Genomic DNA, 7,224 nt, shown 5'->3' on the forward strand with positions numbered 1-7,224 from the left:
TTTCTTGTCTGTGGCGCTCTGGCAGATTTGATGTGCTCCTGACTTTCTAGCAAGATACCCTTGCCATGCAAGTGCTATGGCGATACGCTATCGTTCACTCTTACAGATATTGACAAAAGTTTTCCATGCGGGAACTTTTGCTGCCAATCGGTACACCATCTTGTCACCATTGGGCCTGCTTCCCGGTGACTGTCTCATCTCTTCATTGTTGTTCGTTTAACCACAGTTCCTTCGATCCATGCGCCCGGCGTCTTCCTTTCTGCTGTCGCTGCTGATGTTCGCCTCCATCATCGGGGTGCAACTCATCGCCATGTGGCCCGCAGGTTCGCAGGATGTGGTGGCCATGGCTTATGTACTCGATGCAGAGCCGCACGAATACGGTGTCGATGTGCTGCAGGAGTTCGAGGACGATGTGGAAGAAGATACGGTGGAGTTCTCCATTCACCGTCCACATCGCACTGCCGAACTCAATCCGGCGCAAGATGATCGCAATGAATTGTTTGGCCCTCCTGAAGCGGTAGCTGTAGGTGTGGCCGATGTCCGGGTGCCTCCTCAGGGGCATGTGGTGCACCCGACTCATCCCTGGCCGGAAAGCATGTTGCGTCCGCCAAGTCTCGGCCTGCCGCAGGCAGGCTAGCTCCAGCTCAGCTGACGTCATCACGTCAGAACGTTTGCGCTGGGCTTTTTAGACCCCGATACCTGCCGCCCGCTATTCCAGCGCCTGCTGGCCTGGAATGTGCTTGTCTGCAGAGCATGGCTCTGAGACAGGTCTGGGGCGGCATCACCTGCTCAGGTGTAACTGATCCTGCATCGCATGCGGCGGCCGCCGCATGTGCATGACGGGTTTTCGACCCTTTCCTCACTTTATCTGCCCTCAAGAAGGCAGCTGTGTTCTATGTTCAATAGATCGATAGTGCCGGCTTTTTTACCGGCCAAGGCCAGTAAGAATTCTTCTGGCCATGCACCATTGCGGAGCCCCAAACGCGCGGCTGTGTTCGGCTTGTGTCTCGCTGCAGCTCTGGCTGCGCATGCTCAGACCAATGCTCATGGCACACCACAAATCAGCAGCACCATTTCAGATCAGGCGCAGCCCAAGCTGACTTTGACGCAGCTGGTGCAGACCGTGCTGGACAACAATCCCGAGCTGCGCTCAGTGCAGCAGTCGAGCTTCACGGCTCAGGCCGCCGTGGTCAGCGCTGGCGCGCTGCCCAACCCCAAGCTGGAGTGGAGTCGCGGCGACAACAAGGCGCGTCTGGCATCGGCCACGCCCGGCAATGTGCAGACCATGGGGATCTCGGTTCCCATAGAAATGCCTTCCGTGCGCGCTGCTCGTATCGAGGCGGCGCAAGCCGGGCAGCGAGCATCCGTGCACCAGATTGCTGCATCGCGCAATGCACTTGTGGCTCAGGTCAAGCTCAAGGCCTACGAGGTGGTCCTGCGACAGGCGCAGGCACAGGCTGCCTATGATGCCGTCAAGCTGCTGGAGCAGGCACATGAGCGTGTACGCGTACGTGTTTCCAGCGGTGAGGCGGCGCGTTACGAAATCATCAAGGCCGATGCCGAACTGATCAACGCTCGTCAGCAGGAGCAGTCTGCCCGTTTGCTGGCCGAGCAATCCCAGCTCACGCTCAATCGTCTGGCTGCAGGCCAGTTGCCCAATCGCTTTGATCTGGCCCTGTCTCTGCAGGATCCGGTGGAGAAAGCGCAGTTGCAGAACATCAACTGGCAGTCCCATCCGGAGCTGCTGCAGCTGCAGTCCGAGGTGGACAAGGCCGAAGCGCAGAAGAACGGTGCCAAAGCCAGCCGTTGGCCGGGTCTTGAGCTGCGTTACGCGCAGACGCGCGAGCCTGACATCCGCAATAACACCATCGGCGTGAGCATGCAGATTCCGCTGTTCGACCAGCGTCGCGGCCCGATTGATGAGGCTGCTTCGGAGGCCGAGCGTGCTCGCCTGCGCATGGAAGGTCGCAAGGCCGAGCTGGAGCAGCAAATGTTGCAGGCCTGGAAGGTCATGGAGATGGCGCAGGTACGCACCAAGGCCCTGAGCGAGGGCGCGGTGCGCGAGGCCGAATCGGCCCTGCGCGTAGCCGAGGCTGCTTACCGCTTCGGCGAGCGCGGCATTCTGGATGTGCTGGACGCCCAGCGCGTGCTGCGCACGGTGCGCGCCGATTTGCTTGAAGCCCGTTATCAGCTGCAATCCGCCCGGATTGAACTGGATTTTCTGGCTGGTCGCTATGCCCAGCCTTCCTCGCTTTGAGCTTTCAAAGTCAAGACCACGTTTTCGTATTTTTTGAATTCGCTTTATGTCTTCTCATCATCACTCCAGGACTGCGCGTCCCGCCTCTCTGGTTCTGGCACTGGCGTTGGCCGGGCTGACAACATTGACTCTGACTGGCTGCGGCAAGGAGGAGCCGGCTGCTGCGGTTGCTGCCGCGGATACCAAGGCCGAGCTTGACCCCATGGAAGTGGTTGTCTCAGCCGAAATGGCAACCAACTTCAAGACCGCCGCGGTAACGCAGGCCGAGGTTGCATCGGTGCAGGAGGTTGCCGGTCGCATTGAAGCCAACGAACGCAAGGTCACCCGCATCGGTGCGGCCGTGACAGGGCGTGTGACCGAGGTGCTGGCCGAAACCGGTGATCGCGTCAAAGCTGGTCAGACCCTGGCGCGCGTCGCCAGCCCAGAGCTGACCACGGCTCAACTGGCCTATATGCGTGCCAGCGCCACGGCAACTCTGGCGGAGCGCTCCGTAGAGCGGGCGCGTCAGCTGATTGCTGCCGATGTGATCGGCTCTGCAGAACTGCTGCGTCGCGAATCGGAAGTGCAGATTGCGCGCGCAGAGTTGAGGGCGGCAGGCGATCAGCTCAAGCTGATGGGCTTGTCCGCCGATGCGCTGAGCAGTTTGCGCGCCAAGGGCAATGTGGCACCGAATGCCGCCATCACGGCTTCTGCTGCAGGTATCGTGATCGAGCGCCAGGTCAGCCAGGGTCAGGTGGCGCAGCCGGGGGATCCTCTGTTCACTGTGGCGGATCTTTCCAATGTCTGGGTGGTAGGCGCGCTGCCTGAGCAAATTGCACGCAGCGTGCAGACTGGCCAGAACGTGCAGATCGATGTGCCAGCGCTGGGGCTGACCGTCGAGGAGGCTCCCATCTCGGGCAAGATCATCTACGTGGGCGATACCGTGTCCCCCGAAACCCGCACCGTGACCATTCGCACTCAGGTTGACAACAAGGATCTGGCACTGAAGCCCCAGATGCTGGCCACCATGAAGATCCAGGGTTCCATGGAGAAAACTCTGGCGATCCCGGCGCTGGCGGTCGTTCGCGAGAACGACAAGGATCATGTCTACGTCAAGAAAGCCGAAAACCACTATCGCCTGACTCCGGTGGAGTTGGGTGCGGCCAGCGGTGGTCTGCGACCTGTGCTCAAGGGGTTGAGCGAAGGCTCCCAGATCGTGGTCGAAGGTGCATTCCACCTGAACAACGAGCGCAAGCGCGCAGAACTGGAGTAAGCCCATGATTGCCTCCATGATTCGTGCCGCGCTATCGCAGCGGCTGGTGGTGGTCGTGCTGGCGCTGGTGATGTGTGGCTTTGGCCTGCGTGCCGCCATGAATCTGTCGGTGGATGCTTTCCCCGATGTGACCAATGTGCAGGTTCAGGTTGCCACCGAAGCCCCTGGTCGTTCGCCCGAGGAGATCGAGCGTTTTGTGACCGTGCCTCTCGAAATCGCCATGACGGGACTGCCCGGGTTGGCAGAGATGCGCTCGCTCAACAAGAGCGGTCTGTCCATCATCACGCTGGTGTTTACCGATGCGACCGATGTGTACTTTGCCCGGCAGTTGGTGACGGAGCGTCTGATCGAAGTCACGCCACGCATGCCTGAAGGCATCGTGCCGGTACTGGGGCCGGTATCCACCGGCCTGGGTGAGGTCTACCAGTACACGCTGGACCACCCCGATGATGGCAAGCGCGAGCTGACTCAGGCCGAGTTGACGGAGCGTCGCACCATTCAGGACTGGGTGGCGCGTCCGTTGCTGCGATCCATTCCCGGTGTGGCTGAAATCAACTCTCAGGGCGGATATGTCAAGCAGTACCAGGTGCTGGTCGATCCTGCCCGCCTGCGTCACTACAACCTGAGCGTGCGTCAGGTGGTGCAAGCCGTGGCGGACAACAATGCCAATGCCAGTGGCGGCATCCTGCCGCAGGTGACCGAGCAGTATCTGATTCGAGGCGTGGGCATGATCCGCACGCTGGACGATATCGGCAACATCGTGCTCAAGGAGCAAGGAGGAGTGCCGGTCTATGTGCGTGATGTGGCCAAGGTGCAGATTGACGCCGAGGTGCGACAGGGCGCCATCATCAAGGGCGGCTATACCGAGGGCGTTTCGGGCATCGTGCTGATGATGCGCGGCGGCAATGCCAAGGAAGTCGTGACCCGCGTGAAGGAGCGGGTGGAGGAGATCAACTCCAAGGGCATGCTGCCTGGCGGCCTGCAGATCGTTCCTTACTACGACCGTACCGATCTGGTGGATTCCGCTCTCTGGACCGTGGGCAAGGTGCTGATTGAAGGCATCTTCCTGGTGGTGGTGGTGCTGTTCATCTTCCTGGGCGATGTGCGTTCCAGCCTGATTGTGGTGGCGACGCTGATCATCACGCCGCTGACCACCTTCATCATGATGAACAAGTACGGCATTTCGGCTAACCTGATGTCCTTGGGTGGCTTGGCGATTGCCATTGGTCTGATGGTGGATGCCACCGTGGTGGTGGTTGAAAACGTCTTCCACAAACTGGGGCAGGCGGGCAATTCGCGCGGCGAGCGCATTCGCACCGTGCTATCGGCCACCGTGGAAGTTGCTACACCCACCATCTTCGGTATTGCCATCATCATCTTGGTGTTCCTGCCGCTGATGACGCTGCAAGGTATTGAAGGCAAGATGTTCGGCCCGCTGGCGCTGACCATCGCCATGGCTCTGGCGATCTCGCTGGCCGTGTCGCTGTTCCTGTCGCCCGTGCTGTGCTCCTACTTCCTCAAGGGCGGTGCCGATCACGATACCAAGCTGATTGGCTTCCTCAAGCGCCACTATCTGCGTTTGCTTGATGGTGCGACTGCACGCAACCGCCTGACGCTGGCCGTGGCCGTGGCTTTGCTGATCGGATCGCTGGGCCTGTTCCCGTTCCTGGGCAAGTCTTTCATGCCGACCATGAAGGAAGGTGCACTGACGCCGCAGATCAACCGCGTGCCCAGCATTTCCCTGGATGAATCCATCCGCATGGAAATGGCTGCCATGAAGGAGGTGGCGCAGGTGCCCGGCGTGAAGTCCGTGGTGTCCAAGCTGGGACGTGGCGAATCGCCAGCCGATCCTGCTGGCCCCAATGAATCTGACCCCATCGTGCTGCTGGACCCCGAGTCCGAGCGTACCCAGGATGAGATCGACGAAGAGATTCGTCAGCGCCTGTCCAAGATTCCCGGTGTGCAGATTGTGCTGTCCCAGCCCATCTCCGAGCGTGTGGATGAAATGGTGACCGGCGTGCGCTCGCAACTGGCTGTGAAGGTGTTCGGTGATGAACTGGACGATCTCAAGGAAGTATCCGAGCAGGTGGCGCGCATTCTGAAGAGCGTCTCCGGCAGTACGGATATCCGTATCGAGCGACTCTCGGGTCAGCAGGCTCTGACGGTGGATATCGACCGCAAGGCGATTGCTCGTCACGGTCTGAACGTTGCCGATGTGCAAAGCCTGCTGGAGTCAGCCATTGGCGGCAAGGACGTGACGACCTTGTACGAGGGTGAGCGTCGTTACTCGGTCGTGGTGCGTTTCCCCGAGTCCTATCGTGGATCGCCCGAAGCCATTGGCGCAACTCTGTTGACCACGGCGGCTGGCGCGCAAGTGCCGCTGAGCAGTCTGGCCCGGATCGAACTGGTCGATGGCCCTGCGCAGATCAGCCGCGAAGGTGGCAAGCGCCGCGTGGTGGTGGGCGCGAACGTGGAAGGGCGTGACCTGGCTGGCTTTGTTGCCGAGGTCGAGCAGCGCCTGGACAAGGAAGTCAAGCTGCCCGACGGCTATTACTTCAAGTTCGGCGGTCAGTTCGAAAACATGGAGCGCGCCATGGGCACGCTGCAGGTGATCGTGCCGCTGACCATCGTGGCCATCTTCTTCCTGCTGTTCCTGCTGTTCAACTCCATCAAGCTAGCAAGCCTGATCATTCTGGTGCTGCCCTTTGCTTCGATTGGTGGCCTGATTGGTTTGTTTGTCACTGGCGAATATGTGAGCGTGCCGGCATCGGTGGGCTTTATTGCCCTGTGGGGTATTGCTGTGCTGAACGGCGTGGTGCTTGTATCCAGCATTCGCCAACTGCGCCAGGACGGTATGGACGTGGCCGAAGCCGTGCGCGAAGGCTGTACTCAGCGATTCCGTCCTGTGATGATGACCGCAACCGTGGCTTTGCTGGGCCTGGTGCCATTCCTGTTTGCGACGGGTCCTGGCTCCGAAGTTCAGCGTCCCTTGGCTATCGTGGTGATCGGTGGTTTGATTACCTCGACTTTGTTGACGCTGGTGGTGCTGCCCACGCTGTACCGCTGGTTTGACGAGAAGCCGACCGAGGCTTGATTTGAGAAAGGAGTGATCCGATGACGATGAAAGAAATCCGCGCCATCGTGCGTCCCAGCCGGTTGGAGCGCCTACGTACCGAGTTGCGTGCGATTCCGAACTTTCCCGGCGTGACAATCTTCAAGGCCGAGGGCTTTACGGCCCCCGCTGCCGTGGACAAGCGCACAGTCAAGGATGAGCTGACCGATTTTTCGGACAAGCTCATGGTTTGCGTGATCGTGGATGAGTCCATGGTTGCAGTGATTCGCGAAGCCATCGTCGCTGCCTGCCGCACTGGGCAGATCGGCGACGGTCTGGTCTGGACTGTGGATATCGGCGAAATGCATCGCATCCGCGATGGCGGTGCCGTGAGCTGATCAGGCTTGGCACTGAAAGAAAAAGGGATGCGCTCTGCATCCCTTTTTCATGCTTTCGACAAAATGTTGGAAGTTTGGAAAAACTGGCGAAAACCCTGTGCTACAATTTTTGCATTGCAGCAGAGAAACACTGTTTCATTGCTTCAGGGGGTATAGCTCAGCTGGGAGAGCGCTTGCATGGCATGCAAGAGGTCATCGGTTCGATCCCGTTTACCTCCACCAAAATTAATGACGGCGAGTCGCAAGACTCGAATCGTTCTAGGAA

At 59.6% G+C, this 7,224-nt stretch carries 5 protein-coding genes and 1 tRNA gene; all 6 read left to right on the top strand.

What is annotated here, in order from left to right:
* Positions 1 to 238 precede the first annotated feature (238 nt).
* Positions 239 to 637, top strand: coding sequence for a hypothetical protein (locus CSE6_RS25605; RefSeq protein WP_012837584.1), 399 nt, complete (start codon positions 239 to 241; stop codon positions 635 to 637).
* Between the two features lie 330 nt (positions 638 to 967).
* Positions 968 to 2,257, top strand: a complete 1,290-nt coding sequence (locus CSE6_RS25610; protein WP_059441861.1) for a TolC family protein — start codon at positions 968 to 970, stop codon at positions 2,255 to 2,257.
* Between the two features lie 46 nt (positions 2,258 to 2,303).
* Positions 2,304 to 3,509, top strand: coding sequence for an efflux RND transporter periplasmic adaptor subunit (locus CSE6_RS25615; protein WP_034359830.1), 1,206 nt, complete (start codon positions 2,304 to 2,306; stop codon positions 3,507 to 3,509).
* 4 nt (positions 3,510 to 3,513) lie between these two features.
* Positions 3,514 to 6,603: an efflux RND transporter permease subunit gene (locus tag CSE6_RS25620; RefSeq protein WP_034359832.1), complete on the top strand. Its 3,090-nt coding sequence runs from the start codon at positions 3,514 to 3,516 to the stop codon at positions 6,601 to 6,603.
* A 20-nt stretch (positions 6,604 to 6,623) separates the two neighbouring features.
* The gene (locus CSE6_RS25625) at positions 6,624 to 6,959 is read left to right on the top strand and encodes a P-II family nitrogen regulator (protein ID WP_012837587.1); all 336 of its coding nucleotides are present in this window, start codon (positions 6,624 to 6,626) and stop codon (positions 6,957 to 6,959) included.
* Positions 6,960 to 7,105: 146 nt separating this feature from the next.
* A tRNA-Ala gene (locus CSE6_RS25630) sits at positions 7,106 to 7,181 on the top strand.
* Positions 7,182 to 7,224 lie beyond the last annotated feature (43 nt).

Origin of the sequence: Comamonas sp. E6 (assembly GCF_001010305.1) — a bacterium.
Classification (GTDB): Bacteria; Pseudomonadota; Gammaproteobacteria; order Burkholderiales; family Burkholderiaceae_C; genus Comamonas; species Comamonas thiooxydans.

Excerpts from the sequence above, each read along its gene's own strand:
- CSE6_RS25605 (WP_012837584.1), top strand. The coding sequence starts at position 239 with ATGCGCCCGGCGTCTTCCTTTCTGCTGTCGCTGCTGATGTTCGCCTCC.
- CSE6_RS25615 (WP_034359830.1), top strand. The coding sequence starts at position 2,304 with ATGTCTTCTCATCATCACTCCAGGACTGCGCGTCCCGCCTCTCTGGTT.
- CSE6_RS25620 (WP_034359832.1), top strand. The coding sequence starts at position 3,514 with ATGATTGCCTCCATGATTCGTGCCGCGCTATCGCAGCGGCTGGTGGTG.
- CSE6_RS25625 (WP_012837587.1), top strand. The coding sequence starts at position 6,624 with ATGACGATGAAAGAAATCCGCGCCATCGTGCGTCCCAGCCGGTTGGAG.